25 protein-coding genes are annotated in these 26,515 nt (G+C 68.1%); 15 read left to right on the top strand and 10 right to left on the bottom strand.

The window, feature by feature from the left end:
* Positions 1–23: 23 nt before the first annotated feature.
* The 3 genes from BMW51_RS09005 to rph form a co-directional block, all read right to left on the bottom strand.
* Positions 24–977, bottom strand: coding sequence for a hypothetical protein (locus BMW51_RS09005; protein WP_143051841.1), 954 nt, complete (start codon positions 975–977; stop codon positions 24–26).
* Between the two features lie 126 nt (positions 978–1,103).
* On the bottom strand, positions 1,104–1,730 hold the full coding sequence (gene rdgB, locus BMW51_RS09010) for an RdgB/HAM1 family non-canonical purine NTP pyrophosphatase (RefSeq protein ID WP_093005604.1): 627 nt from the start codon (positions 1,728–1,730) through the stop codon (positions 1,104–1,106).
* On the bottom strand, positions 1,727–2,440 hold the full coding sequence (gene rph, locus BMW51_RS09015) for a ribonuclease PH (RefSeq protein WP_093005606.1): 714 nt from the start codon (positions 2,438–2,440) through the stop codon (positions 1,727–1,729). Before rph ends, rdgB begins: the two co-directional genes overlap by 4 nt.
* 113 nt (positions 2,441–2,553) lie before the next feature.
* Between rph and BMW51_RS09020 the strand changes: the two genes are divergently transcribed.
* The 5 genes from BMW51_RS09020 (at position 2,554) to BMW51_RS09040 (ending at position 7,887) form a co-directional block, all read left to right on the top strand.
* On the top strand, positions 2,554–3,048 hold the full coding sequence (locus BMW51_RS09020) for a DUF6438 domain-containing protein (RefSeq protein ID WP_143051842.1): 495 nt from the start codon (positions 2,554–2,556) through the stop codon (positions 3,046–3,048).
* 43 nt (positions 3,049–3,091) lie between these two features.
* Positions 3,092–4,135, top strand: coding sequence for a heat-inducible transcriptional repressor HrcA (hrcA, locus tag BMW51_RS09025; protein WP_093005993.1), 1,044 nt, complete (start codon positions 3,092–3,094; stop codon positions 4,133–4,135).
* Positions 4,136–4,168: 33 nt separating this feature from the next.
* The gene (gene grpE / locus BMW51_RS09030; protein ID WP_093005610.1) at positions 4,169–4,714 is read left to right on the top strand and encodes a nucleotide exchange factor GrpE; all 546 of its coding nucleotides are present in this window, start codon (positions 4,169–4,171) and stop codon (positions 4,712–4,714) included.
* Between the two features lie 106 nt (positions 4,715–4,820).
* On the top strand, positions 4,821–6,044 hold the full coding sequence (locus BMW51_RS09035; protein WP_093005612.1) for a threonine synthase: 1,224 nt from the start codon (positions 4,821–4,823) through the stop codon (positions 6,042–6,044).
* 64 nt (positions 6,045–6,108) lie between these two features.
* Entirely contained in the window at positions 6,109–7,887 is a 1,779-nt protein-coding gene (locus tag BMW51_RS09040) for an aspartyl protease family protein (protein WP_093005614.1), read from the top strand.
* A 13-nt stretch (positions 7,888–7,900) separates the two neighbouring features.
* Here BMW51_RS09040 and BMW51_RS09045 read toward each other — a convergent pair whose 3' ends face one another.
* Both BMW51_RS09045 and BMW51_RS09050 read right to left on the bottom strand, forming a co-directional pair.
* Positions 7,901–8,899 carry a Gfo/Idh/MocA family protein gene (locus BMW51_RS09045; protein WP_093005616.1) on the bottom strand — a complete coding sequence of 333 codons (999 nt, stop codon included), beginning with the start codon at positions 8,897–8,899 and terminating at the stop codon, positions 7,901–7,903.
* Positions 8,892–9,857 (bottom strand): MDR/zinc-dependent alcohol dehydrogenase-like family protein, encoded by a 966-nt coding sequence (locus BMW51_RS09050; RefSeq protein ID WP_218139381.1) that lies wholly within the window; start codon positions 9,855–9,857, stop codon positions 8,892–8,894. Before BMW51_RS09050 ends, BMW51_RS09045 begins: the two co-directional genes overlap by 8 nt.
* 253 nt (positions 9,858–10,110) lie before the next feature.
* Between BMW51_RS09050 and BMW51_RS09055 the strand changes: the two genes are divergently transcribed.
* The 3 genes from BMW51_RS09055 to BMW51_RS09065 all read left to right on the top strand — a co-directional run bounded on the left by BMW51_RS09055 (position 10,111) and on the right by BMW51_RS09065 (position 12,076).
* A complete protein-coding gene (locus BMW51_RS09055) occupies positions 10,111–11,232 on the top strand; it encodes a PAS domain-containing protein (RefSeq protein ID WP_245708376.1) in 1,122 nt (373 codons plus the stop codon).
* Positions 11,229–11,681, top strand: a complete 453-nt coding sequence (locus tag BMW51_RS09060) for a response regulator (RefSeq protein ID WP_093005620.1) — start codon at positions 11,229–11,231, stop codon at positions 11,679–11,681. Before BMW51_RS09055 ends, BMW51_RS09060 begins: the two co-directional genes overlap by 4 nt.
* 101 nt (positions 11,682–11,782) lie before the next feature.
* Positions 11,783–12,076 carry a CsbD family protein gene (locus tag BMW51_RS09065; protein WP_093005622.1) on the top strand — a complete coding sequence of 98 codons (294 nt, stop codon included), beginning with the start codon at positions 11,783–11,785 and terminating at the stop codon, positions 12,074–12,076.
* A gap of 47 nt (positions 12,077–12,123) precedes the next feature.
* Here the strand turns inward: BMW51_RS09065 and BMW51_RS09070 are convergent, their stop codons facing one another.
* Both BMW51_RS09070 and BMW51_RS09075 read right to left on the bottom strand, forming a co-directional pair.
* On the bottom strand, positions 12,124–12,675 hold the full coding sequence (locus tag BMW51_RS09070; protein WP_093005624.1) for a photosystem reaction center subunit H: 552 nt from the start codon (positions 12,673–12,675) through the stop codon (positions 12,124–12,126).
* An 11-nt stretch (positions 12,676–12,686) separates the two neighbouring features.
* Positions 12,687–14,507 carry a YhjD/YihY/BrkB family envelope integrity protein gene (locus BMW51_RS09075; RefSeq protein ID WP_093005997.1) on the bottom strand — a complete coding sequence of 607 codons (1,821 nt, stop codon included), beginning with the start codon at positions 14,505–14,507 and terminating at the stop codon, positions 12,687–12,689.
* Between the two features lie 232 nt (positions 14,508–14,739).
* On the opposite strand from BMW51_RS09075, the gene BMW51_RS09080 reads away from it, so the two are divergent.
* The 7 genes from BMW51_RS09080 to trhO all read left to right on the top strand — a co-directional run bounded on the left by BMW51_RS09080 (position 14,740) and on the right by trhO (position 22,955).
* Positions 14,740–15,036, top strand: coding sequence for a hypothetical protein (locus BMW51_RS09080; RefSeq protein WP_143051843.1), 297 nt, complete (start codon positions 14,740–14,742; stop codon positions 15,034–15,036).
* A gap of 65 nt (positions 15,037–15,101) precedes the next feature.
* Entirely contained in the window at positions 15,102–15,374 is a 273-nt protein-coding gene (locus tag BMW51_RS09085) for a DUF1488 family protein (RefSeq protein WP_093005628.1), read from the top strand.
* 39 nt (positions 15,375–15,413) lie between these two features.
* Complete coding sequence (locus BMW51_RS16085; RefSeq protein ID WP_177171608.1) at positions 15,414–15,578, top strand: hypothetical protein; 165 nt, start codon at positions 15,414–15,416, stop codon at positions 15,576–15,578.
* A gap of 104 nt (positions 15,579–15,682) precedes the next feature.
* A complete protein-coding gene (locus tag BMW51_RS16090; RefSeq protein WP_177171609.1) occupies positions 15,683–15,937 on the top strand; it encodes a hypothetical protein in 255 nt (84 codons plus the stop codon).
* Between the two features lie 239 nt (positions 15,938–16,176).
* On the top strand, positions 16,177–18,600 hold the full coding sequence (locus tag BMW51_RS09095) for a DUF3772 domain-containing protein (RefSeq protein ID WP_093005999.1): 2,424 nt from the start codon (positions 16,177–16,179) through the stop codon (positions 18,598–18,600).
* A gap of 41 nt (positions 18,601–18,641) precedes the next feature.
* The gene (locus BMW51_RS09100; protein WP_093005633.1) at positions 18,642–22,070 is read left to right on the top strand and encodes an amidohydrolase family protein; all 3,429 of its coding nucleotides are present in this window, start codon (positions 18,642–18,644) and stop codon (positions 22,068–22,070) included.
* 66 nt (positions 22,071–22,136) lie between these two features.
* Complete coding sequence (gene trhO, locus BMW51_RS09105) at positions 22,137–22,955, top strand: oxygen-dependent tRNA uridine(34) hydroxylase TrhO (RefSeq protein WP_093005635.1); 819 nt, start codon at positions 22,137–22,139, stop codon at positions 22,953–22,955.
* A 44-nt stretch (positions 22,956–22,999) separates the two neighbouring features.
* Here trhO and BMW51_RS09110 read toward each other — a convergent pair whose 3' ends face one another.
* The 3 genes from BMW51_RS09110 to BMW51_RS09120 all read right to left on the bottom strand — a co-directional run bounded on the left by BMW51_RS09110 (position 23,000) and on the right by BMW51_RS09120 (position 26,427).
* Positions 23,000–23,617, bottom strand: a complete 618-nt coding sequence (locus tag BMW51_RS09110) for a glutathione S-transferase family protein (RefSeq protein ID WP_093005637.1) — start codon at positions 23,615–23,617, stop codon at positions 23,000–23,002.
* On the bottom strand, positions 23,617–24,486 hold the full coding sequence (gene yghU, locus BMW51_RS09115; protein ID WP_093005640.1) for a glutathione-dependent disulfide-bond oxidoreductase: 870 nt from the start codon (positions 24,484–24,486) through the stop codon (positions 23,617–23,619). Before yghU ends, BMW51_RS09110 begins: the two co-directional genes overlap by 1 nt.
* A 78-nt stretch (positions 24,487–24,564) precedes the next feature.
* Positions 24,565–26,427 carry an ABC-F family ATP-binding cassette domain-containing protein gene (locus BMW51_RS09120; protein WP_093005642.1) on the bottom strand — a complete coding sequence of 621 codons (1,863 nt, stop codon included), beginning with the start codon at positions 26,425–26,427 and terminating at the stop codon, positions 24,565–24,567.
* Positions 26,428–26,515 lie beyond the last annotated feature (88 nt).

Consider the following 26,515-nt stretch of genomic DNA (forward strand, 5'->3'; position numbering starts at 1 on the left):
GAGATTGCCGGCAACATCGGCACTCACGGCAGCGCCGGCTTCGAGCCATGCCCGGCTCCGATCCAGTATATGCCGTCGTAAGCGTCGTCGCGGTCAATCCCCTCGACAGGATAGAGCGACATAAAGGGAGGTCGGCGCAGATCGACCTTGCTCGTATACGGGTGAATACCGCATTCGGTCGCGTCGGATGGCAGGGGTTTGCCGTCGTCGAACTTTACGCCCGCTTTCAGTTGGCAGTTCCATGCAGTGCCGCTCGCCGACTTCATGTCGAGTGACACGATCTGGTCTGCGGGCGCGAGTGCCAGCGCCATCGGTTTGAACGCCCGCGCGCCATTGCCGAACTCGTTCTTCCGCGCATGCAGATTGCCGGTCAGCACCAGCACGTAATCGTAGCGACTTGCCGCAGCCGCGTTGCGGATGTTCTCGGCCTGGGCGGCTTCATGCCCGCCCTGACCCGGCAACGACTTGAACCGCTCGCGCTGAGCAGCATCCTTGGCGCCGTTGAACGCGACGATGCTGATCTTTTTCCCGTGGCTTTTCAGCGCGTGGAGCCGGGTCAAGAGGCGGAACATCGCTTCGCTGGCGACGCCGTCATCGCGCCCCTTCCATCCCGCTGCCAGCAATGCGGGGCCGAACTGTTGTGGCGGCAGCAGCCACGCAGCTTGAAAGGCGGGATCGTCGGATGAGTCATATTCGACCGCGACGAGGATGCGTTTGCCGCGCGCGGCAAGAGCGCAGGCGACATTGCCGAAGAAGGTCGGTGCTTCTTCGGTGCCATGACTTTCGCCGAAGATGACGTATCTCGGGGCGCGTTGCGCGATCGCAGCCCATCCGGCCGGCATCGAGCAGGATGGCTTGGCATCGGAGGCTTGTGGAGGTTGCTTCTGCCGTCCCGCCGCAGGCAGCGGGATAGCGCCAGACACGGCAAGCGCGGTAAGACAAGCGACAGCCATTCGGCCGACCGTACGTGACTTCATCGCTGGCCTCGGGAGTTATGACCCACGCAGCTTAGGCCTTGCGGGCTGGTCAGCACCAGCGTCGAAAACGTCCAATTCTGGCAGGTCGGCGCGGTGAACCTGTCGCGCCGCCAGCCCGAAGTCGCGTCAGAACACCGCCGCGACCATCTGCCGGAACGCGTCGCCGCGGTGGCTGATCTCGTTTTTGGCGGGCTCGTCCATCTCGCCAAAGGTTTGCTCGTGGCCCTCGGGCACGAAGACGGGGTCGTAGCCATGACCCTTGTCGCCCCTAGGCGGCCAGACGAGTGTGCCGTCGACGCGGCCTTCGAACCATTCGACGTGGCCGTCGGGCCAGGCGAGCGCCAGCGCGCAGACGAAATGCGCGTCGCGGGGCGGATCGTCCTGCGCGGCGAGCTTGTCCTCGATCAGCCGCATGGCATGGCCGAAATCCTTGTTCTCACCGCCCCAGCGCGCGGAGAAGATGCCCGGATCGCCGCCCAGCGAATCGACGCACAACCCGCTGTCGTCGGCGAGCGCGGGGAGGCCCGACAGGTCGGCGGCGGCGCGCGCCTTCAGCTCCGCGTTCATGACGAAGGTGGTGCCGGTCTCCTCCGGTTCGGGCAGGTCGAGCGCGCCCGCCGAGATGACCTCGAGCCCGCGGCCCTCCAGCAGCGCGGCGATCTCGCGCACCTTGCCGGCGTTGTGGCTGGCGATCACCAGCTTGCCGGGCTGGAGCTTGCGGATCGCCTGCGGTTCCTTGCCCTCGCCGCTCATTGTGTGGCGCGGTCCTGCGCCGCGAAGATTTCGGTGCAGCCGATGCGCGCGAGGCGGAGCAGCCTTAGCAGCGCTTCCTCGTCGTAGTTGGCGTGTTCGGCGGTCGCCTGCGCTTCGGCGATGTTGCCGTTGCCGAGCAGGACGAAATTGCCGTCGGCGTCGGCGTTCGAATCCTCGTCGTAATCGAGGTCGAGCACCGGCTGGCCCTGGTAGATGCCGCACGATACCGCGGCGACCTTCTGCGTGATCGGGTCGGCGGCGAGTTTCCCTTGCGCCATCAGCGTGTTGACCGCGAGGCGGAGTGCCACCCACGCGCCCGAGATCGCGGCGGTGCGTGTGCCGCCGTCGGCCTGGATCACGTCGCAGTCGAGCGTGATCTGCCGCTCGCCCAGAAGCTTCATGTCGGTGACCGCGCGCAAGCTACGCCCGATCAGCCGCTGGATTTCCTGCGTACGACCCGACTGCTTGCCCTTCGCTGCCTCGCGGCTGCCACGGGTGTGCGTGGCGCGGGGGAGCATGCCGTATTCGGCAGTGACCCAGCCCTGGCCCTTGCCGCGCAAGAACGGCGGCACGCGCTCCTCGACGCTCGCCGTGACGAGCACGCGCGTGTCGCCGAAGCCGATCAGCACGGACCCTTCGGCGTGGCGGGTGAAATGAGGCTCGATCGTGATGGCGCGCATCTGGTCGGGCGCACGGCCGCTGGGACGCATGGGAACTCCTCGGGGTAAATCGTTGATGATGGCCGTAGCGGGTGGCGGGGGGTGACGCCAGAGCGGGCAGGCGTGTTCATGGCGGTGACACGATCGCGGCGGTAGGTGGGCGCATGCGAACCATGCTTCCACTCGCCGTCGCCGCGTTGACCTTGTCGGCCTGCGCCACCACGCGAACCGCGGCGCCCGCTCCCGCACCCGCCGCGGCCCTGCGTATCACCTATGACACGGGCGCGTGCTTCGGCACCTGTCCGGTCTATTCGGTTACGGTCGACACGGGCAGCGGAGCGGGCGAGTTCATCGGGACGCAGCACACCGCGGCGACGGGGATCACACGCTTTCAGGCAGCGCAGGCGCAGGCGCAGGCGTTCGCCGATGCCGTGGCGGAATTGCGCAAGATCGACGGCGAGGGGATCGTTCCCGGTTCCCCGCGCTGCAGCACGTTGGCGAGCGACATGCCAAGCGTGACGGTGACGTGGCAGGCAGGCAGCGAGCGCACGGTCAAGCGAGTCGATTACGGCTGCTTCGATGCGGCGAACAAGGCGCTGTTCGCACGGCTGCGCGCCGCACCGGGGCTGCTGCCGATCGCTGCCCTGATCGGGAAATAGCCGCGGCTTGTCGGCGGGCGGCGGGCGTGCCTACATTCCGTCTATGAGTGCGACCCCGCCGATCGCCGAACTGTCCGACCGCGCGCGCGACATCTTCCGCCGCGTCGTTGACGGCTATTTGCACGACGGGCAGCCGGTGGGATCGAAAACGCTGGCGCAGGCCGGGCTCAACCTGTCGCCCGCCTCGATCCGCGGGGTGCTGGCGCAACTGGAGGCGATGGGGCTGCTCGCCGCGCCGCACACCAGCGCGGGGCGGATGCCGACCGAGCGCGGGTTGCGCCTGTTCGTCGACGGCATGATGCAGGCGACCGAGCCGAGCGCGGAGGAGCGCGCGCAGATCGAGGCGCGCGCGGCCAATCGCGGGCCGGTCGAGGAAGCGTTGGCGGCGACCACCGCGGCGCTATCGGGGCTGTCGGCGTGCGCGGGGCTGGTGATGGTGCCCAAGCGCGAGGCGGTGCTGCGCTCGATCGGGTTCGTGCCGTTAGGACAGGCGCAGGCGCTCGCCGTGCTGGTGGCGGAGGACGGCGGGGTCGAGAACCGCGTCGTCGACCTGCCGCCCGGCGTCGCCGCGTCGGCGCTGGTCGAAGCGGGCAATTACATGACCGCGACGCTCGGTGGGCTGACGCTCGCGCAAGCCCGCGCGCGGATCGAGCACGAGCTGGGCGAGGGGCAGAGCGCGCTCGATGCCGCGGCGCGCACGCTGGTCGAGCGCGGCCTCGCGGTGTGGAGCGAGGATGGCGCCCGGCGATCGGTGCTGATCGTGCGCGGGCAGGGACGTTTGCTCGACGATGCGGCCGCGGCCGATTTGGAGCGGGTGCGCGAACTGCTCGACGACCTGGAAGGCAAGCAGGAGGTGGCGGCGCTGCTGGGTGCGGCGAGTGCGGGGGATGCGACGCGCATCTTCATCGGCGCGGAGAACAAGCTCTTTGCGCTCTCGGGCTCGTCGGTGATCGCGAAACCGTTCCGCGGGCATGACGGGCGCGTCGTCGGCGTTGTCGGCGTGATCGGGCCTACGCGGTTGAACTACGCGCGGATCGTGCCGATAGTGGATTTCACCGCGGCGACGCTCGCCCGCCTGATGGGTTGAGCGAAGCCGGCAGCTATTACAACAGGGGCAACAATGGCCGACGAGACGACCGAAGACCTGCGCGAACAGACTGCCGAGGCAGCACCCGAGCTGGCCGAGCACGACGGACAGGCCGCGCGCATCACCGAACTGGAAGAGCAGCTGGCCGCCGCGCAGCAGGAAACGCTGTACGCGCGCGCCGACATCCAGAACGTGCGCCGCCGCGCGGAGAAGGACGCCGCCGACGCGCGCGCCTATGCCGCGACCAATTTCGCGCGCGACGTGCTGTCGGTTGCGGACAACCTGGAGCGCGGGCTCGCCGCCATTCCCGCCGAATTGCGCGAGGACGACAAGTTCAAGGGGCTGGTCACCGGGCTTGAGGCGACGGGCCGCGAGCTGGAAAAGGTGTTCGAGCGCAACGGCATCACGCGCATCGTCGCAATGGGCGAGACGCTCGACCCCAACAAGCATCAGGCGATGATGGAAATGCCGAGCGACCAGGCGCCGGGCACGATCGTGCAGGAGATGCAGTCGGGCTGGATGATCAAGGATCGCCTGCTGCGCCCGGCACTCGTCGCGGTGGCGAAGAAGCCGGACTGATCCTTCGCGTTTCGATGAGGTGACGGGGCGGGGACGATGTCTCCGCCCCTTGTCGTTTCGGCAGCAGGCATTGTCTCGGGGCGCGGGCGCTCTAGAACCTGCGCCCATGAACGAGAATCTGACCGCCGATCGCCCGACTTTCGTCACGCATCTCGAATGTTCGATGACGGGGGAGCGGTATGAGGCTGACCGGCTCCACAATCTGTCGCGCGTCGGTCGACCGCTGCTGGTGCGCTACGACCTCGACGCCGTGGGTGCTTCATTGTCGCGCGACCAGCTCGCCGCGCGCGAGACCGACCTGTGGCGCTGGCGCGAGCTGCTGCCGGTGCGTCACACGCGTGATATCGTCAGCCTGGGCGAGATCGAGACGCCGCTGATCCCGGTGCCGAAGAGCGGCGGCGCCAAGGTGCTGGTCAAGGACGAGGGACGGCTGCCGACCGGCAGCTTCAAGGCGCGCGGTCTCGTCATGGCGGTGGCGATGGCGAAGGAACTGGGCGTGACCCGCATCGCGATGCCGACCAACGGCAACGCGGGCGCGGCGCTCGCCGCCTACGCGACGCGCTGCGGGATCGAGACGATCGTCTTCTGCCCCGAGGACACGCCCGAGATCAACGTGCGCGAGATTCAGGCGCAGGGCGGGCGGGTGTGGCGCGTCAACGGCTTGATCGACGATTGCGGCGCGATTGTGGGGAAGGGCGCAGGCGAGGGACGCTGGTTCGACTTCTCGACGTTGAAGGAACCGTACCGGATCGAGGGTAAGAAGACGATGGGGTTGGAGCTCGCCGCGCAACTCGGTTGGCGGCTTCCAAGCGCGATCTTCTACCCGACCGGCGGCGGCACGGGCCTGATCGGGATGTGGAAGGCGTTTGACGAGCTCGAGCGGCTGGGCTGGATCGGGTCGGAGCGCCCGCGGATGTACGCGGTGCAGGCGTCGGGTTGCGCGCCGATCGTGCGCGCGTTCGAGGCGGGCGAGGAGCACGCCGAGCGCTGGGAAGACGCACACACCGTGGCGGCGGGCATCCGAGTACCGCGCGCGGTCGGCGACTTCCTGATCCTGCGCGCGGTGCGCGAGAGCGGGGGCAAGGCGCTGGGGGTCGGTGATCCTGCGATTCTCAAGGCAGTCGACGAATGCGCGCGGCGCGACGGATTGCTGCTGTGCCCCGAAGGCGGCGCGACGCTGGCGGCGTACAAGCAGGCGCTCAAGGACGGCGAGGTCGACGAGGACGAGGAAGTCGTGCTGTTCAACTGCGCGACCGGGCTGAAATATCCGATGCCCGAGGCGCCCAATTGGCTCGACCGCCACGGTGCGATCGACTTCGATCAATTGTAATGTTCCACCAATTGCGCCGTCACGTGGCGGCGCTAGGCTCATGCCCATAATAGGGTGAGGGCGTATGGGGCGGAACAGGGTAGCAGGCGTCGCGATCGGGATGCTGGCAGGTGTCGCGGGGGCGACGATCCCTGCGCTGGCGTCGGCCGAGTGCAAGGTCGCGGTCGCGGCCGAATTGCCGGTGACGATGGCGGGCAGGCGCCCGATGGTGACCGCGAAGTTCGGCGACAAGACGGCGCGCTTCATTCTCGACAGCGGCGCCTTCTACAGCACGCTGTCGCTCGCCTCCGCGCAGGAATTCGGGTTGAGGGTGGTCGACCTGCCGTTCCTGCACGTGCGCGGCGTGGGTGGATCGGCGAATGCGGGCGCTGCCACCGCGACCAACTTCTCGATCGCGGGCATTCCGCTGCGCAAGGTCGATTTCGTGGTGGCGGGCAGCGACACCGGCTCGGCCGGGTTGATCGGGCAGAACATTCTGGGCGTGCTCGACGTCGAATACGACCTGCCGCACGGCGTCGTCCGGCTGATCGAGACCAGGGGCTGCGGCAGCACCAACCTCGCCTACTGGGCGAACGGGCGGCCGGTCAGCGCGCTTAAACTGATCGGGCGCAGCGACGGCATGTTCAAGCCGCACACCGTCGGCAAGATCCAGATCAACGGCGGCGACGTCAACGCGACCTTCGACACCGGCGCGGAATCCTCGCTGCTGTCGCGCTCGGTCGCCAGGCGGTTGGGCGTGACCCCCGATAGCGCCGGGGTGACGAGCGTCGGATTCGGCACCGGTATCGGACGGCGCGGTGTGCAGACGTGGCGGGCGCCGTTCACTAATATCGACATCGGCGGCGAGAAGCTTAACCGCCCGACCATCAACATCGCCGACATGGACATGGGCGACACCGACATGCTGGTCGGGATCGACTTCTTCCTGACGCACCGCGTGTTCGTGTCGAACGCGACCAAGACGATGTTCTTCACCTACGAGGGCGGGCCGCTGTTCGGGCAGAACCCCAGGCGTGCGGTGACCGACACGGGGTCGGTGATCGACCTGTCCGATCGCTCGCCCGCGCCGACCGACGCGGCGGGGTTCAGCCGACGGGGTGCCGCATTTGCCTCGAACGGGAAGCGCGCGGCGGCGCTGGCCGATTTCGACAAGGCGATCGCGATGGCGCCGGGTGAGGGGCATTATTACTATCAGCGCGCGATGCTGCGGCTGTCGGGTGACCGCGCCGAGTTCCTGCAAGGGCGCGGGGACCTCGATCGCGCGATCACGCTGGCGCCGAACGATGCCGAGGCGCGGCTGACGCGCGCGGCGGTGCGGATCAGGGCCGGCGAGCGTGCCGGCGCGCTGGAGGATGTGCGCGCCGCCGACCGCGTGCTGGCGCCATCGGCCGACCAGCGGCTGCGCGTGGCGACGATGCTGACCGAGCTCGGCCAGCCGGAGGAAGCGGTCGGCAATCTCGATCGCTGGTTGAAGAGCCATCCCGAGGACAGCAGCCGCGCCACCGCCTTCAACGGCCGCTGTTGGGCGCGCGCGGTCGCGAACACCGCGCTTGACGAGGCACTGGCGGACTGCGACCGCGCGTTGAAGCTGCGCCCGAATGCGGCGACGTACCTCGACAGCCGCGCGCTCGTCTATCTGCGGCAGGGCGCGTGGGCGCGCGCAATCGCGGACTACGACGAGGTGGTCAAGCGCGAGCCGGCGAACGCCTGGTCACGTTACGCGCGCGCGGTGGCGCTGAAACGCAGCGGCGATACGACGCGGGGCGACGCGGAGCGCGCCGCCGCGCTCAAGCTGGAACCGCACGTCGAGGCGCGCGCGAAGCGGTACAATCTGATCTACTAGTTCGCGCCCGCGGTCACCTGCCCGCGTAGATGCGGTCGAGTGCGCGCGCCGTTGTGACGAACTCGTGCGCCTGCGCGTCGAAGCGCGGGTTCTCGGCCAAGCGACGCGCCCAGTCGATCGCGGCGCGGCCGCCCCATTCCTCCGGCGGGCTGGCAATGACGTGCGCCTGCGTGCCGGTGTTGTGGGTGGTGGTGAAATCGTAGAACGAACCGCCGACGTTGCGCATCGTCGCGCCGCCGTTCGTGCCGTAGAAACTTGCCTCGATCACTGCGTCCTGCCCGGCGTTGAGCCGCCACGAACAGGCGAGGCGGACCGCCACGTCACTGTCGAGCGTCAGGGTCGCGACCGCGTAATCCTCGACCGTGTCGCGCGCCGCCAGCGGTTCTCCGCCCGCGAACAGCGACGACGACACCGAGCGTACGTCCTGTCCGGTCAGCCACATGGCCAAGTCAACGAGGTGGATGCCGAGATCCATCACGCAGCCGCCACCCGATTGCGCGCGGTCGTAGAACCACGGTTTGTCGGGGCCGTAGGCATTGTGGAACACCAGATCGACCGCGAACAGCCGGCCGAGCGCGCCGCCGCGGACCAGTTCGGCAATCTTTTCCATGCCGCTCGTGAAGCGGTACGACAGGTCGACGCCGAGCAGTCGGTCGGCATCGCGCGCGGCGGCGACGACGCGCTCGTTCTCGGCCGCGTCGCGCCCGAGTGGTTTCTGGCAGAACACCGCCTTGCCTGCCTCCAGCGCCCGGATCGACTGCGCGGCGTGGAGTGCGCTGGGACTGGCGATGACCACGCCGTCGAGATCGAGCGCGAGCATTGCGTCGAGGTCGGCGACGACCCGCGCATGGGGCGCGAGCACGGCCGCATCGCGGATCATGTCGGGCGAGGGGTCGCTGATCGCCGCAGCCTCGACCAGCCCGGTGCCGAGCATCGCCTCCATGCGGTGACGGCCGATCCAGCCGACGCCCAGAAAGCCGAGGCGTGGGCGGCGGGTGACGGCCTCACTCATAGGTCACCAGCGCCTTGACAAAGCCCGCGGGCTTGTCGCGGGTCGCCACGATCGCGTCGGCGACCTGCGACAGCGGATAGCGGTGTGTCAGAAGGGCTGCGAGGTCGATCTGCCCCGACGCGACCGCTTGAATCGCTTCCTCGACGCCGCGGCGCTGGACGGCGGGGTCGCGCTCGTGCGCGTTGACGACGTCGATCCCTTTCCAGTTCCAGTCCTGCATGTTGACCTGCCGCGGGCCGTCCTGGTGATAGCCCGCGACAACCAGCCGCCCGCCGAACCCGACCAGCGCGGTCGCGAGGTCGAGCGGCCACTGCTTGCCCACCGCCTCGATCACGCGCTCGCACATCGCTTCACCGGTCAGGCGCTTGACCTCGTCGATGATCGCCCAGTGATCGTGCATCGGGATCGTCTCGGCCGCGCCGAAGCGTCGCGCGAGGTCGAGCGACTCCTCGCGGCGCGAGATCGCGATGACGCGCGCGCCTGCGTCGGTGGCGAGCTTCGTCAGCACGGCGCCTAAGAAGCCGATGCCGATGATCGCGACGGTCTGTCCGGCGCGGAGGTCGGAGCGACGGAAGATGTTCATCGCGCAGCCGAGCGGCTCGCCGGGGAACGGCTGGTCGCCGAGCGATGCGGGCAGCTTCACTACCATGTCGGCGGGTGCGACGTCGTAGTGCGCGAAGCTGTGACCGGCGAGAAAGGCGACGCGGTCGCCGGGCGCGAGGTCGCCCACGCCGTCGCCGAGCGCATCGACCACGCCCCAGCCTTCATGCCCCATACCGCCGGGCGCACCGGGGAAGGTCGACCACGGCTGCCCCTCGAACGGTTCGACGTTCGACGCGCATACGCCGCACCCCTCCAGCCGAATGCGGACCTCGCCCGCGCCGGGTGTCGGCAGGTCGACGTCGGCGATCGTCATCTCTCCGGGCGCGGTCAATACCGCGGCCTGCATCGTCGTCATTCGCAGCTCCTGTGGCGCGTCGCGAGTGGATGATCGCAGGCGCGCGTGTCGCCGCCGCGATGCCCGTTCGGGCGTGCCGCGTCCAGCCGCCACGAATATTGCCAAATCAGCAAGGTAGCCGGACCGTTCGCGAGGGCATGCGCGTTGGGCGCGGAAACTTGGCTTGGCAGCGAAGCTGGCGCATAGGTACATTAACCCAGGTTGGTGGTTCGTGCGGCTCGCATGTGCAATCGCGACGGGTGCGGGGGAAATGATGGATCAACGCGACAACTGGCACCTGACCGACATGGTCGAGCACGAGAGCGGGCGTGGCGACCCCTTCGCTGCCGCCGTGCGCGCGACGCGAATGCCGATGATCATTACCGATCCGCGGCAGGACGATAATCCGATCGTGTTCTGCAACGAGGCATTCCAGACGCTGTCGGGGTACGATCGCAGCGAGATCATCGGCACCAACTGCCGCTTCTTGCAGGGCCCCGACACCGATCGCGAAAAGGTCGCGGAGGTGCGCGCCGCGATCGAGGCGGGAACCGATGTCGCGGTCGACCTGCTCAACTATCGCAAGGACGGCTCGACCTTCTGGAACGCGCTCTACGTCAGCCCGGTGCGCAACCGCGACGGCGAGATCGAGTTCTTCTTCGCCAGCCAGATGGATGTCAGCGACCGCGTCGAGGCGCAGGAGCGGATTGCGCGGCAGAAAGCCGAGGTCGAGCGCGAGGTCGAGGCGCGCACCGCCGACCTGAAGGCTGCGCTCGACGACAAGACGCTGCTGCTCCACGAGGTCGATCACCGCGTGAAGAACAACCTGACGATGATCGGGTCGCTGCTGCGGTTGCAGGCGCGCGGGATCTCGGATGAGGACATCCTCGCTCGGCTCAACTCCATGCTGGAGCGGATCGACGCGCTGGCGAGCGTGCATCGCCGTTTGTACCAGTCGGACGACGTGACGCGATTCGACGCGGGCGCGTTCGCGCTCAACCTGGCGACCGACGTGGTGGGTGCGAGCGGGCGGACCGAGATCGACGTGAAGTCGGATGTGGCCGCGATCGACATTTCGTCGACCAATGCCTCGGCCTTGGGACTGGTGCTGAACGAGATCGTGACCAATGCGGTCAAGCACGGCTTCGCCGACGGGCGCGGCGGCACGCTGAGCGTCCACGCGTACGCGGACGGTGACACCGGCGTGATCGCGATCGCGGACGACGGTCCCGGCTTCGATGCCGCCAACACGCCCGAGGATGGCCTCGGCCGCGTGCTGATCCGGCGGCTGTCGCGGCAGATCGGTGCGCAGGTCGACTGGTCCTCGGCTGAACCCGGTGCGCGCGTGACGATCCGCTTCCCGCTCGATCAGGGTCACGTAGGTGCGGTCGCTTGATCCGCCTCAAACGCCCGTTCCGTGTCCTGATCGTCGAGGACGAAGCGCTGCTCGCGATGGATATCGAGGCGCTGGTGGAAGATGCCGGCCATACGGTTGTCGGTGAGGCGGCGTCGCTGCACGAAGTCGAGGCGCTCGGTATCGAGGCCGCGCCCGATCTGGCCTTCGTCGACCTGCAGCTGGCGCATGACACCAACGGGCTCGACGCCGCGCGGCTTATCCACGCGAGGTGGGCGCAGGCAGCGGTGATCTTCGTCACCGCGAACCCCAAGAAGATTCCGGAAGACTTTGCGGGTGCGCACGGCGTGATCCCCAAACCCTTCTCGCGCGCCGGGCTGACCGCCGCGCTCAGGTATATCGAGGAAGGGTTGAGCGATCCGCCGCCGACCAGCCCGATACCGGCGAGCTTCATCGCCTCTCCCGCATTTGCCGCGACCTGGGACGCCTGAGTCATCATCCTTCGCGCGCGGATGAACCGAAGCGCCTGTTCGTCGTTACCGCCAACCTGAGGCGCATGCGCCCACGGGTTCCAACGACGAGGAGATACGAGATGAACACCGACGAGCTGAAGGGCACCGGCAACGACGTCAAGGGCCAGGTCAAGGAAGCGTTCGGCAACGCGACCGGGGATCAGGACACCAAGGCGTCGGGCATCGCCGATCAGGTGACGGGTTCGGTGCAGAAGACCGTCGGCGCCGCGAAGGAAGCGGTGGCGGACAACGTCGCGCCGCTCGCCGGACAGGCGAAGGGCTTTGCCAAGCAGCGCCCGTTCGCGACTGCCGCGCTGGTCGGCGTCGTCGGGCTGGCGCTCCTCAACACGCTGCGCGGCAAGAAGGCGGCGTGATCGGGCAGGGCGCGCAGACGATGGTCCGCGCGCCCGCTCACCCATTCTTACCTGGTATGCGCGAGCGAGAGCTGCGTGAGTGCCGATGCATCCAGATCGGTCTCCAGCGCAGTATCGCGTACCCGCACCTGATCGCGCGGCAGACGACGTAGCGTTTCGCCCACACCCGCTACGCCGCCCTCGCGCACGATGAAGAAGTCGATCGTGCCGCCGGCGCACGTCGCGAGCGCGTCGACGCTGTGCGCGATGACCTGACCATCGGCTCCTTTCACCGGCAGTCCGTCGATCTGCGAGATCGAGAACAATGGTTCGGGCGCTACCCGCACGCTGCGCGCCCGCTCGGCATCGGCCGCGTCGCTGAACTTGGCGCGGCGGCCCAGCCAGCGCCAGACGCCGAACACGTCCACCACCCCTAGGAAGATGTTCGACCACAGCAGCTGCGTCTGCCCGGTTTCCAGACCCACCACGATCCACGCGATCGCGCCGAGCGTGAACACGACGAAGCCCCATCCGGTCACGCGCGCGCCGAGATTGGACGCGGTCATCAGCGCAGCGACGCAGGTGGCAGCGAGAGCGACCCAGCCAGCGATGTCCTCCATCGGCCTGTCTCCTACCTGGCCAGCGGCGAGCGGCGATAATCGCGCAGGATATGTTCAACGTCGTCGTAGATTGCGCGCGCGCCTGCGCGGTTCAGCACCTGATCGGTGAACCCGCCCGAGCGGACCGCGACCGTGGCGATGCCGCACTTCGCGGCGGCGGACACGTCATAGGGCGTGTCGCCGACGACGCGGGCCGCGGCGGGTGCGACGCCGAGCTTCTTGACCGCCGCAGCGAAGATGTCGGGCGCGGGCTTGGTCGTGTCCGCATCTTCCTTGCTGGTCGCGGCCGACACGATGTCGCGGACGCCGAGCAGGTCGAGGTAGTGGTCCAGCTCCCCCTTGCTGGCAGACGATGCGAGCGCGACCTTCTGCCCTTGGCCGGCGACGTGACGCAGCAGGTCGGCGGCGCCGGGAAAGGCGCGGACACGGTCGAGATAGCGCGACTTAAAGATGTCACCGTGCCGCGCGGACAACGCTTCCTTTTCCGCGTCGCTCACGTCGGGGATCAGCGCGGGGATGAGCAGGTCGCCGCCCTTGCCGATCTGACCGTGGATGTGCGCCGGCGCGATCTCATAGCCGTGTTCGTGAAAGGCGTGGCTCCACGCCCAGACATGATAATCGTTGCTGTCGACCAGCGTGCCGTCGATGTCGAAGATCACCGCCTCGACCGGCGGCTCGCCAGCGCGCCGCGATGCCCAGGCGAGCAGTCCCGCGCCCGCGAGCAGCGCCGCGCCGGGCAGCGCACGTCCTTCGCGCCGCAGCAGAGCGAGACCGAGCGTCGCGCCGATGCTGGGTGTGACGCCGACCTTCTCGAGCCCGGCGAGCCGGGCCGCGCGCGTGGTCGCGCGCGCGGCGGCATAGTCGGTGAGGCCGCTGGTGGAGCGTTCGTCCGCATCGCTCGGGGACGCAGCACGCACTTCCTCCGGCACGGCTTTCCCGGCGACGTGATCGGCGACCCACGCGCCGCGCTCTCCGATAGGGCGGTTGCTGCTCGTGGTGTCGCGCGCGGTCTGATGCTCCAGCTCGGAATTCAGTTCGGCGCCGAACAGCAGGATGTACGCCGACAGATACATCCACGTCAGCAGCACGACCACGGTACCGATCGACCCGTAGGTGGCGTCGTAATTGCCGAAATTGGCGACGTAGATGCCGAACCCGATCGTCAGCACCAGCCACAGCAGCGCGGCGAGCAGCGATCCGGGCGTCAGCCAGGTCCAGCGCGCGTGGCGGCGATCGGGGCCGTAGCGGTAGAGCGTCGCAGCCCCCGCCGATCCCGCGGCGGCGAGCAGCAGGTAGGTCACGATCTTGCCCAGGATCGCCACCCAGTCGGGAAGCGTCGGCAGCAAAGTCTGCAGGAAGCCGAGTACTGTCACTGAAACCATTGCCAGGATCGCGACGAGCACCGCGCAGGCGGTGATGCCGAGCGCCAGCAGCGTGACCTGGATGAAGCCGCGCGTCTCCTCTTCCTCATAGGCGATGTTGAGCGCGGTGACGACGGCGCCGGCGGCGTTGCGCGCGCCGAACAGGGCGATGGCGAGCGCGAGGAGCAGGCCAAACCCCTTTTTGCCATCGGACGTTTGGACGACGTTGAGCAACTGCTCGCCGATCAACCGCGCCGCCTGTTCGGGCAGGACGGAGGTCAGCGTCGTCATGTTGCTGGTCACCGTCTGCGGATCGGCGACGAGGCCGTAGGTCAGCACGATCGCGCCGAGTAGCGGGACGAGTGCCAGAAAGCCGTAGAAGGCGACGCCGGCGGCGATCAGCCCGACATTGTCGTTGCTCGTTTCCTGCCACGTGCGAAAGCCGACCTGCTTCCACGCGCCCCAGGGCATTTGCCACGGCGAGCGCGCGTCCGTTCCGTTGCCTCGTACGACCGCGCTGTCCCGCGTGGTTTCATTGTGCTGCACGCCGCTGTTCGCCCCCTGCTGCCTTCTTTTGTGATCCAGAGAACCGCTGCTTCGCGCGCACGTTCCGGGGTTGATCGGGGTTAAGCTGTTCGCGCGATTGGGGAACCGACGCGTTGTCGCACGCGCTTGACCGGAAAGTAACAGCGAGGAGGTGCGCGTGTCCGAAGCAAGCTGGAGTGGTGGCGGAACGATCGAGTGGACAATGAGCGCGTCGCTTGAGGACGTGACGCGCGGCGGCGAGCAGGTGCCCGAGGTGACCAGCCTGGCGCGTGCGGTCCGCGCGTGGCAGGCGCTGCCCGAGGAACAGCGCGCCGATGCGGTGCTGACCGCCGAGCGGCCGGTGACGTTGCCGGGCGAACTGCCCGCCGACCGCTACGTCGGTGAGGCGATCGGACGGATTGCGGCGCAACTGCCGGAGGACGCGACGGACGACGAAGGCGCCACGGCCGCCTGACCGGCGCGGAACACCCGTGCGCGACGAGGCTTGTACCCCCTGCTGAGCAGATCATGAGGTAGAAGATGGCAGCGAGCCAGTTGGAGATCGATCATTCGAGCATCCTCGACAACATCGACGGCGAGCAGGTGGAGTTCACCGCCGAGGTTGACGCCGAGGAATATGAGTTCGCGGTGCAGTACGACGTGCTGGAGGCGCTGAGCGGCGACCGCCCCGACGGCGACGCGGCCGACACGTTCCAGCGCTTCATCGACCAGATCAGCGACGCCGCCTTGTCGGCGCTGTCGCGCAACAACGATCAGGCGACGATCATTGTCAGCGAGAACGATCTCGAGTGAGCGGGCGTGCGACGATCAAGAGCGTGAAAGGAGAAGGCGATGAGCGAGAGCGAACAGAACGAGCGCGACATGGACGCATTCAAGAAGGCGGCGGAGAAGAGCTCCGAGGCGGGGATTGCTGATGAAACCGCAGCGCTGGACGACGCGATGGTGCCGACCGAAGACGGCGCGGCGGCAAAGGACAGCGAGGCACACCCGAGCTGACCGCGGCTGCGCAAGCGTGACAGCCTGATGGTTGTCACGCTCTCGCGCTCTGAGCACGCGGAGTAAGACTGATTAGGGTGTCGGAAATCTTACCGTGAGCGAGCGTGCGTGGCCACTTCACGCGACAAGTCGACCTGATCGAGGCGGCGGAGAAGGTCGTCGAAGGCATTATCGCGAGGCACGGGGAAGTGGCGCGTGAAGCTGGTGCCCAGCACGTCAAGGTCGCGCTGCGTCAGCAATCCAACAGAGACGATCTTGTCAGCCACAATCATTCTCCCGCTGGAGGAACGGACTGCGAGCCTTTTGGTGCCGTCTACGGTGGCGAGGTGCGGAAAAATCCCGACTTTGTCGCGCTTTAACATGGGTTAGTCACGGGCGACCAAGGCCGGGTTTTCTCGCGTCACTCAGTCTGATTGCGATCTAGCTTGAGCAGAAAGCCTCGTATCTTGGCGAGCGAGTGACCGACAATGCTCCGTTACAGGTCGAACCGCCGTTCGAATTATTCATCCGCGGAGCACGGCTCGCCCCGACGAGCTTGGGTAAACCGTCGACCGCTGCGTGCTTCACAAGAGCGCGTGCACGTGGGTACGGGATGACCATGTCACCGAAACTTCTTTCCCGATTGCTGCGCGCGCTGGCTGCGGTGCTGCTGCTGGCCGGCGTACCTGCGGCGGCGCAGACGACCTCGGTCGCGGCGTTGAGCGATCAGCTGGCGAAGGCCGAGCGCGACGTGGCGACCGTCGACCGCGCGCTCGACGCGCGTGTCGACGACGAGCAGCGCGACGAATTGCGCACCAAGGCGCTGGCGGCGAAAGACTCCGCGACCGACGCGGCGGCCCGGTTGCAGGAGCAGCTGACGCTCGTCGACGCCAAGGTGGCGCAGCTCGGCACGCCCGCGGCGGGGACGAGCGAGGCGGGCGACATCCGCGCGCAGCGGTCCGCATTGCAACGGCAGCATAGCGCGCTCGATTCGGCGGTGAAGCGCGGGCGGTTGCTGGGCGTCACCGCGCAGCAGCTGATCGACGAGATCGCGCAGGGGCAGGCGGCGCAGTTCGGCGAGCGCCTGTCCGCGCACAGTCCGTCGCCGCTGTCGCCGACATTCTGGCGCGCGGTGCTGCTGTCCGCGCCGCGCGACCTGCGTCGCATCGGCGCGACCGTAACGAGCGGCATCGTGCAGGCGCGCACCCAGTCGCGCGGCAGCGTGCCGTGGCAGGCACTCGCCGGGGCGCTCGTCTTCGTCGCGCTGTTGGGGCCAGGCCGGCTGGCGCTCCGCCGCGTCGGGCAGCGCTTCCTGATCGAGGGGGCGCCGGGCCACCGCGTGCGCCGCTCAGGTTACGCGATCTGGCGGATCGCGGTCGGTACGCTGACCCCATTGTGTGCGGCCTTCGCGCTGGTGCAGGGCATACGTTGGGCAAGGCTGGAGGCGGCGAGCTGGACCCCGGTGTTCGATGGGCTGATCGCGGCGATGACCTTTGCCGGGCTGACCTTGTCGGCGACCGGCGCGCTGCTGATGCGCAACCAGTCGTCGTGGCGCGTGGCGGCGATCAGCGACACGACGGCGACGCGGCTGCGGCCGTTCTCGATCCTGCTGGCGGCGCTGTCGTTCGCGACCATCATGGTCGACACGTTCAACCGCGCGGTGAATGCGAGCGGCGCGGCGCGGGTGGCGTCGCAGGTGGCGGAAGCGTCGCTGCACCTGATGCTGCTCGCCGCGACCCTGCTGGCGCTCGGGCGGCTGCGCGCCGAGCAGGCCAACGACGAGCAGGGGCAGACGACGCGCGCGGGGCTGGGCGCGGTGACGCTGCTCGCCTGGGGGATCGTGCTGGTCGCGGGGGTCGGGCTGCTGTTCGGCTATGTCGGGTTCAGCCTGTTCATGGTGCAGCTGGTCGCGTGGGGGGCGGTGCTGGGGTCGGCGACCTACCTGCTGATGACCGCGATCGACGATATCGCGACCAGCCTGTTCAAGCGCAGCAGCGTGACCGGGCGGACGCTGGTGCGCGCGCTCGGCCTGCGCGGCAGCAGCGTCGATCAGTTCGGGGTGCTGCTGTCGGGTGTGCTGCGCCTGATCGTCGCGGTGACCGCGTTCGGGCTGCTGTTGTCGCCGTTCGGCGCGGGCAACGGCGTCACCTCGCTGCTCGGGCGCGTGTCGACGCTGGCGCAGGGGGTTGAGATCGGCGGCGTGTCGGTGTCGCCGGGCACGATCGTGCGCGGGCTGGTGGTGCTGTTCGTCGGGCTGGCGCTGGTGCGCGCGTTCATGGGCTGGCTGGAAGGGCGCTACCTGCCCGCGACCGACCTGGACGGGTCAGGGCAGAATTCGGTTCGGCTGGTTGCGCGCTACGTCGGGATCGCGCTGGCGGTGATCTGGGCGCTCGCGTCGCTCGGCATCGGGATGGAGCGGATCGCGCTGCTGTTGTCCGCCTTGTCGGTTGGCATCGGGTTCGGCCTGCAGGCGATCACGTCCAACTTCGTGTCGGGGCTGATCCTGCTCGCCGAGCGACCGATCAAGATCGGCGACCTCGTGCGCGTCGGCACCGATGAGGGCGACGTGAAGCGGATCAGCGTGCGCTCGACCGAGATCGAACTCGCCGACCATTCGACGTTGATCGTGCCCAATTCGGAGCTCATCACCAAGTCGGTGCTCAACAAGACGCTGGCGAGCCCGCTCGGGCGCATCCAGATCCAGTTCTCGGTCCCGCTCGGCACGCAGGTTACTCGGGTGCGCGAGCTGGTGCTGGAGAGTTTTGCCGCCGAGCCAGCGGTGCTGGACGACCCCGCGCCGTCCGCGTTCGTCGACTCGATCGCGGACGGGCGCATCCTGTTCAACTGCTTCGCGCACGTGGCGACGCCGCGCGCGGCGTACGGTGCGCGCTCGGCCGTGTTCATGGCGCTGCTGGAGCGCTTTCACGACGAGGGGGTCGACATCGGCACGGTGCCGCAGCGATTGGAGATGGTCGCCGCGCCGACGCCGGCGGACGATCGTCCGGAGAAGAAGCGCGGCGCGCCGGAAACAGGTGACGTATGAGACCAATCGGCTAGAAGGGCGGCAAAAGAGGGGATCGTTTCATGACCTACCGTGCCGCCACCGCCGTCGCCTTGTGCCTGATGGCGGCCCAGCTCTCCGCTCAGGTCGCGCCAACCAATGCGCCGACGCCGATCGAGCGGACGCAGGCGCCCGAAAATCAGATCACGCAGCCCGATCCCGAGGTGGTCACCGACCGTCCGCCGGTCGCGCCGCCGGCGACCCCCGCGCCCAACGCCAACGCGCGAACGATCGCCACTGCGCCGGCGAAGGCGCCCAAGTGGGACGTGAATGCGCCGCCGGGCATGCGCACGCGCGAAGTGGCGATCAACACCGATAACGGCAGCTGGATGAACGTCGACGTGTCGCCCGATGGCCGCACGATCGCGTTCGACATGCTGGGCGACATCTACACCATGCCGATCGCCGGCGGCACGCAAACGCGGATCGCGCAGGGGCTGGCGTACGAGCATCAGCCGCGCTTCTCCCCTGACGGTCGGCGGATCGCGTTCACGTCCGATCGCGGCGGTGGCGACAACATCTGGGTGATGAACGTCGACGGCAGCGACAAAAGGCAGGTAACGAAGGAGGACTTCCGACTGCTCAACCAGCCGTCGTGGAGCCCGGACGGGCGCTTCATCGCGGCGAAGAAGCATTTCACTACCGGTCGCTCGCTCGGCACCGGCGAGGTGTGGCTGTACCACGTGTCGGGTGGCGGCGGGGTGCAGCTGGTCAAGCGCAAGAGCGAGCAGCTGCAGAAGGAGCTGGGCGAGCCGATCTACGCGCCCGACGGCAAGAGCATCTTCTACACCCGCAACGTGACGCCGGGGCCGATCTTCGAATACGCGCAGAACTCGCGCACCGACCTGTTCAACATCGAACGTTACGACATCGATAGCGGCAAAGTAACGACGGCGGTCTCCGGCGTCGGCGGGTCGGTGCGCCCGACACCGTCGCGCGACGGCAAAAGGATCGCGTTCGTGCGGCGCGAGAACAACAAGACTAAGCTGTGGGTCAAGGACCTGGCGACCGGCGTCGAGCGCGTTGTTTACGGCGATCTCGACCGCGACGTGCAGGAAACCTGGGCGGTGACCGGCGTCTACCCCAACATGGCGTGGACGCCCGACGACGCGTCGATCCTGATCTGGGCGGGTGGGCATATCCAGCGCGTCGCGGTGGATGGCTCGAGCGCGCGCGTGGTGCCGTTCCGGGTCAACGACACGCGCGTGGTGATCGACGCGACTCACCCGCAGGTCGAGGTCTCGCCCGACCGCATCCAGACCAAGATGCCGCGTTGGGCGAGCGTGTCGCCCGACGGACGTCAGGTTGTGTTCGAGACGTTGGGGAAGCTGTACGTCAAGCCGATGGCGGGCGGCACCGCGCGGCGACTGACCCGCGCCACCGACGAGTTCGAGCTGTGGCCGAGCTGGTCGCGCGACGGCAAGCAGATCGTCTTCGTCGGCTGGACCGATGCCGGGCTGGGGCAGGTCAAGACGGTCGCGGCGGGCGGCGGTTCGGCGAAGGTCGTGACGACCGCGGCGGGGCTGTATCGGCGGCCGCATTTCTCGCCCGATGCCAAGGTAATCGTGTTCGAGCAGGGTGAGGGCGGCGGGCTGACCGCGGCGCGCGGACCCGGTGGATCGGGCGCGTACCGGGTCGCAGCGATCGGCGGCGCGCCGGTCAGGATCGCGGAGGGCGCGGCCGAGCCTCAGTTCGGCGACCGGAACGACCGCGTGTTCCTGCTGACCAGCGAGAAGGACAAGCGCCAGCTCGTCAGCACCGACCTGAACGGCGAGGCCAAGCGGGTGCACGCGCAGGGCGAGCTGGTCAGCGATTATCAGGTGTCGCCGACGGGCGAGTTCGTCGCGTTCAAGCAGAATTACCAGGCGTTCGTGATGCCGCTGATGCCCGGTACGCAGGGGGTGGAGACCGACAAGAAGGCCGGGCCGCTGCCCGTCACACAGGTGAGCGCGGACGGTGCCGACTTCATCAACTGGTCGAACGACGGACAGGCGCTGCACTGGAGCACCGGGCCGACGCTCTACACCGCGCAGGTGAACGCTTTGTTTGCGCAGGCGCCCGCGGGTGAGAATGCGCCGAAGTTCGCCGCCCCTCGCACCGGCGTGTCGCTGTCGATGGACGTGCCCGCGGCGAAGCCCACGGGCACGGTCGCGCTGACCGGCGCGCGCGTCGTGACGATGGCGCGCGCGGATGGCGGGATCATCGACGATGCGACGATCCTGATCCGCGGCGACCGCATCGTCGCAGTCGGCCCGCGTGCCTCGGTCACGATCCCGGCTGGTACCAAGACGATCGACGTGGCGGGCAAGACGATCATTCCCGGGCTGGTCGACGCGCACGCGCACGGCCCGCAGGGTGACGACGAACTCGTGCCGCAGCAGAACTGGAACGCGATGGCGAACCTGGCACTCGGCACCACGACGATCCACGATCCGTCGTCGCGCTCGGCCGAAATCTTCCCCGCCGCCGAGATGCAGCGCGCGGGGCTGATCCTGGCACCGCGTATCTTCTCGACGGGCGAGATCATCTACGGCGCGAAGTCGCCCGATGTGTACGCGGAGATCAACAGCTACGACGACGCGCTTGCCGACGTGCGCCGGTTGAAGGCGCAGGGTGCGCACAGCGTCAAGAATTACAACCAGCCGCGGCGCGAGCAGCGCCAGATGGTGGTCGCCGCCGCGCAGGCCGAGGGGATGGAGGTCGTGCCCGAGGGCGGGTCGCTGTTCACGCAAGACGTGACGCTGATCCAGGACGGCAATTCGACCGTCGAGCACAACATTCCGCTCGAGCATTTCTACGACGATCTGATTCAGCTGTGGACGCAGACGAAGACCAATTACACGCCGACGCTGGTCGTCACCTATGGCGGGCCGGCGGGCGATCCGTACTGGCGCGCGCATACCGACGTGTGGCGTCACCCGATCCTGTCGCGTCACGCGCCGCAAGGCCTGCTCGCGGCGCAGAATGCACGGCGTGAACTGGCACCCGAGGAGGATTACGTCGACGGCGAGAGCGCGCGCGAGGCGAAGAAGCTCGCCGACAAGGGCGTGCAGGTCTCGATCGGCGCGCACGGGCAGCAGCCGGGGCTGGGCGCGCATTGGGAGATGTGGAGCTTTGCCAAGGGCGGCTGGTCGCCGATCGAAGCACTGCGCGCCGGCACGATCGCGGCCGCGACCTCGCTCGGCTACCAGAAGGACGTCGGGTCGCTGGAGCCGGGCAAGCTCGCCGACCTGGTCGTGCTCGACGCCGATCCGACGGTGAACATCCGCAATACCGACAAGGTATCGCGCGTGATGCTGGGCGGGCATCTGTACGATGCCGCGACGCTCAACGAGGTCGGGACGGGCACTCGCCAGCGGATGCCCTACTGGTTCGAGGGTGCGAACGGCGCGGGCGGTACGGGCACGCGAATGACGACTGGGCACGGCTACGGCGACGCCGATCAGGATTGATCTGACGCTTGGGGCTTCGATCTGCTAGGGGCACGCGCGAGCCTGCGTGCCCCCAAGTGGATGAGAATGACCGAGACTTCGCCCGCCCCGCCGATCCTCGTCGCGGCGCTGTATCAATTTACGCGTTTTGACGACGTGGCGGCGATCAAGGCGGCGCTGCTGCCGCTGTGTGAGGCGGCGAGGGTGCGCGGATCGCTGCTGCTCGCCGACGAGGGGCTGAACGGAACGATTGCCGGCAGCGATGGCGGCATTGCCGCGGTGCTGGCGCATCTGCGCGCATTGCCGGGCTGCGCGGCGCTGGAGGTCAAATTCTCGCGCACGGACGCGATGCCGTTCGGGCGGATGAAGGTGCGCTTGAAGCGCGAGATCGTGACGATGGGGCAGCCCGACCTCGATCCGCTCGGCGGCGTCGGTGCGTACGTGGAGCCGGCGGACTGGAACGCGCTGATCGACGATCCCGACACGATCGTGATCGACACGCGCAACAATTACGAGGTGGCGCTCGGCAGCTTCGCGGGCGCGATCGATCCGGGTACGCGCAGCTTCCGCGACTTTCCGGCGTGGTTCCGCGGACGGCGCGAGGCGTTGGCGGGCGAGGGACGTGCGCCCAGGATCGCGATGTTCTGCACCGGTGGTATTCGGTGTGAGAAGGCGACTGCGTTCGTGCGGGCGGAAGGTTTCGAGGAGGTGTTCCACCTGAAGGGCGGCATCCTCAACTATCTGGAACAGGTGCCCGAGGCGGAGACGCGCTGGCAGGGCGAGTGTTTCGTGTTCGACGAGCGCGTCAGCGTGACGCACGACCTGTCGCCGACGCACCGCGCGATGTGCAAGCTGTGCCAGCGGCCGGTCGGAGCCGACGGATGCGCGTGCGGAGCCGCGGTCTAGAGCGACCCGGTCTCCCCGGAGCAGCTCGGGGTGACGGGTAGGCGCTACACGCCCGCGCTCGCTGCCGGACGCTCGCGCATCGCGTCCATCCAGCGCGCGACATGCACGTGCTCGGGTGCGGGCGCGAATTTGACCATGCGTGCGAAGTCGATGCCGGTGAAGGCGACCACGTCGGCGATCGTCACGCGATCGGCGGCGATGAACGCGCTTTCGGCCAGTCGGCGGTCGAACACCTTCATCGCGCGTGTCGCGACGGCCGTGTTGCTCTCCGCGATCGCGGGCACCTGCGTCTCGATCGCGGCGAGCGCGGGGTGACCGTGACGCACCGACATCATGAGCGGCGTCGCGAGCAGCATCTCGGCGCGGCGCATCCACATCTCGATCACCGCCGTCTCGCGCGGGTCGCGGCCGAACAGGTTCGGCTCGGGATAGACGCTCTCGAGATAGCGGCAGATCGCGATCGACTCGGTGATCGTCGTCTCGTCGTCGATCTCGAGCGCGGGGACATTGGCTAGGCCGGCGCGGGCGAGATAATCGGGGGTGCGGTGCTCTCCGGCGAAGATGTCGGTCTGGACGATCTCGATGTCCTCGATCCCCTTTTCCGCCATCACCCAGCGGACGCGGCGCGGATTGGGCGCGCGGCGGCTGTCGTAGAGGCGCATCAGGCTTTCTCCCCGATCTTGTCCTGCGTTTTCGTGTCGAAGTCGCTCGCGTCGTGGCGCTCGTGAAGCTGGCTGGCGGGGTCGCCCATGACGCGGTTGACCATGCGGCCGCGCTTCACCGCCGGGCGCGCGGCGATCTGGTCAGTCCAGCGCAGGACGTTCTTATACTCGTGCACCTGTAGGAAGGTGCCGGCGTCATAGACCAGCCCCTTCACCAGCGCGCCGTACCACGGCCAGATCGCCATGTCGGCGATGGTGTAGTCTGCGCCGGCAATGTACTCGCTCTCGCCCAGACGGCGGTCGAGCACGTCGAGCTGGCGCTTCACCTCCATCGCGTAGCGATCGATCGCATACTCGATCTTGGTCGGCGCATAGGCGTAGAAGTGGCCGAAGCCGCCGCCGAGTAGTGGGCCTGCGCCCATCTGCCAGAACAGCCACGACAGGCATTCCGCACGCGCGGCGGGTTCGGTGGGGAGGAACGCGCCGAACTTCTCGGCGAGGTAGACGAGGATCGAGCCAGATTCGAACACGCGAACGGGCGTGTTGCCACTGCGGTCGACCAGCGCGGGAATCTTCGAATTGGGGTTGGCGGCGACGAAACCGCTGCCGAACTGGTCGCCCTCGGTGATGCGGATCAGCCAGGCGTCGTACTCGGCGCCCGCGTGGCCGGCGGCGAGCAGTTCCTCCAGCATCACCGTGACCTTCACCCCGTTGGGCGTGGCGAGCGAGTATAGTTGCAGCGGGTGGCGCCCGACCGGCAGCTCCTTGTCGTGCGTCGCGCCCGCGGTCGGGCGGTTGATGTTGGCAAAACGCCCGCCGTTTTCCTTGTTCCAGGTCCAGATCTCGGGCGGCGTATAGGTCTCAGTCACGGCTGCATCCTCTCAGACGACGTTCGCCCGAGACTAGCCGCGCGTGCGGCGCGGGTCCAATCGCCCGCGCGCCGCCGATCAGGCCGCGATCGCCTCCAGCTGCTCGCTCAGTTCGAGCCAGCTCTGTTCGGAAGCGTCGATCTGCTCCTGCACGCTTGCGCGGCGCTTCATCAGCTCGGTCATGCTGAGCTTAGCGAGCGGGCCTTGCGCGGTCGAGGGATCGAACATCGCGCGGTCGAGCGCGCTGCGCTGCTCGGTCAGCTTGGCGAGCGCGGCCTCGGCGTCGCGTGCCTGCTTGCGCAACGCCTTGTCTTGTTCGCGCTGTTCGGCCTGCTTGCGCGCGTCGGCCTTCGCCTTGGCCTTGGACTGCTTGCCCGAGCCGTCGCCCGACAGGATCAGCTTGATATAATCCTCGATCGCGCCGTCGAAATCGCGCGCGGTGCCGCCGTCCACCAGCACGAGCCGGTCGGCGGTCATCTCAAGCATGTGGCGGTCGTGGCTGACGATCACGACCGCGCCGGTGTAGCCGTTCAGCGCCTGGATCAGTGCCTCGCGCGCGTCGACGTCCAAGTGGTTGGTCGGCTCGTCGAGGATCAACAGGTGCGGCGCGTCGCGGGTGATGAGCGCGAGCGCGAGCCGCGCGCGCTCGCCGCCTGAGAGCTTGCCGACCTTGGTGATCGCCTTGTCGCCCTGGAACCCGAAGCGGCCGAGCTGCGCGCGCACCGCCGAGGGCGACGAGCCCTCCATCAGCGACGACATGTGCTGGAGCGGGGTCTCGTCGCGGTCGAGTTCCTCGACCTGATACTGGGTGAAATAGCCGACGCGCATCTTGCCGCTCGCCTGCATCGCGCCCTCCATCGGGGTGAGCTGCGCGGCGAGCAGGCGGGCGAGGGTGGTCTTGCCGTTGCCGTTGCGCCCGAGCAGCGCGACGCGCTCGTCGGGGTCGATGCGCAGGTTCAATCGCTTGAGGATCGGCGTCTCGTTGTAGCCGACGGTGGCGAGGTCGAGCGTGATGAGTGGCGGGCGCAGGGCGGTCGGATCGGGGAAGTCGAACGACAAGGACGGATCGTCGAGCACCTCGGCGATCGGCTGCATCCGCGCCAGTGCCTTGACGCGCGACTGTGCCTGTTTCGCGGTGGAGGCGCGGGCGGAGTTGCGCGCGACGAACTCCTTCAATTTCTCGCGCTCGGCCATCTGCTTCTCGCGCGCGGCGGCCTGCTGCGCCTGCCGTTCGGCACGCTGGCGCTCGAACGCGTCGTAACCGCCGGGGTAGAGCGTCAGCTTGCCGCGATCGAGGTGGAGGATGTGGTCGACGACGTTGTTGAGGAAGTCGCGCTCGTGGCTGACGACGACGATCGTTGCCTGGTAGGATTTGAGGAAATCCTCCAGCCACAGCACCGCTTCGAGGTCGAGGTGGTTCGACGGCTCGTCGAGCAGCAGCAGGTCGGGAGCGGAGAACAGCAGGGAGGCGAGCGCGACGCGCATCCGCCAGCCGCCCGAGAAACTCTCGAGCGGGCGATTCTGCATCTCCTCGTCGAAGCCGAGCCCGACGAGGATGCGCGAGGCGCGCGCGGGCGCCGACCAGGCGTCGATCGCCATCAATCGCTCGTGAATGTCGCCGAGCCGGTCCATGTCCTCCATGTTCTCGCTCTCGGCGAGGAGCGCGGTGCGCTCGACATCGGCGGCGAGCACGGTCTCGATCGGGGTGGAGTCGCCGCCGGGCGCCTCCTGCGCGATGTAACCCAGCCGCGCGCCGCGCGGCATGTCGGCGCTACCGGTGTCTGGCTCGAGCATTCCCGCGATCACGCGCACCAGCGTCGACTTGCCCGCACCGTTGCGGCCGATCAGCCCGATGCGCCCGCGTGGCGGCAGCGCGGCGGTGGCGCGATCGAGGATCGTCCGCCCGCCGAGGCGAACGGTGATGTCGGAAAGATTGAGCATGCGCGCGCGCTTAGCAGATGCAGCATCGGATTTCGAGCCGGTTGCCACCTGGTTGCCGGAGACTCCGCGTTTACCTAGATGGGCTGGC

The sequence above is a fragment of the Sphingomonas palmae genome (genome assembly GCF_900109565.1).
In the GTDB taxonomy this organism is placed as follows: Bacteria; Pseudomonadota; Alphaproteobacteria; order Sphingomonadales; family Sphingomonadaceae; genus Sphingomonas; species Sphingomonas palmae.